The sequence below is a fragment of the Curtobacterium sp. 9128 genome, assembly GCF_007673775.1.
Taxonomy (GTDB): Bacteria; Actinomycetota; Actinomycetes; order Actinomycetales; family Microbacteriaceae; genus Curtobacterium.
Window position 1 is genome coordinate 1 of the sequence record NZ_VEAF01000030.1, and the last position, 245, is coordinate 245.

General features: G+C 30.2%; 1 protein-coding gene. It reads right to left on the reverse strand.

The genetic code is table 11. From position 1 onward, the window contains the following. A partial coding sequence (locus tag FS641_RS18315) for a hypothetical protein (protein WP_222122133.1) occupies positions 1 to 245 on the reverse strand: 245 nt, incomplete at both ends.

Below are 245 nucleotides of genomic sequence, written 5' to 3' on the forward strand. Positions count from 1 at the left end.
ATTGATCTCAGCCTCAATTTGTCCTGAACTTGGTACTTTCCAATCATAATATAAAACTTTAGATTGTCCTTCGGATAAGTTGACCTTCTGTTGTCCTACTATATTATCTTGGAACCTGAGGACAACATTTGGAGTGGTGTTTTTATATTCACTCTCCAATTTATCTAATCTATCCCTTTTATTCTTCTCTTTATTTAATTTTTTTGTTTCTGTACTAATAATCGTTAATATTCTATCAAGATTAT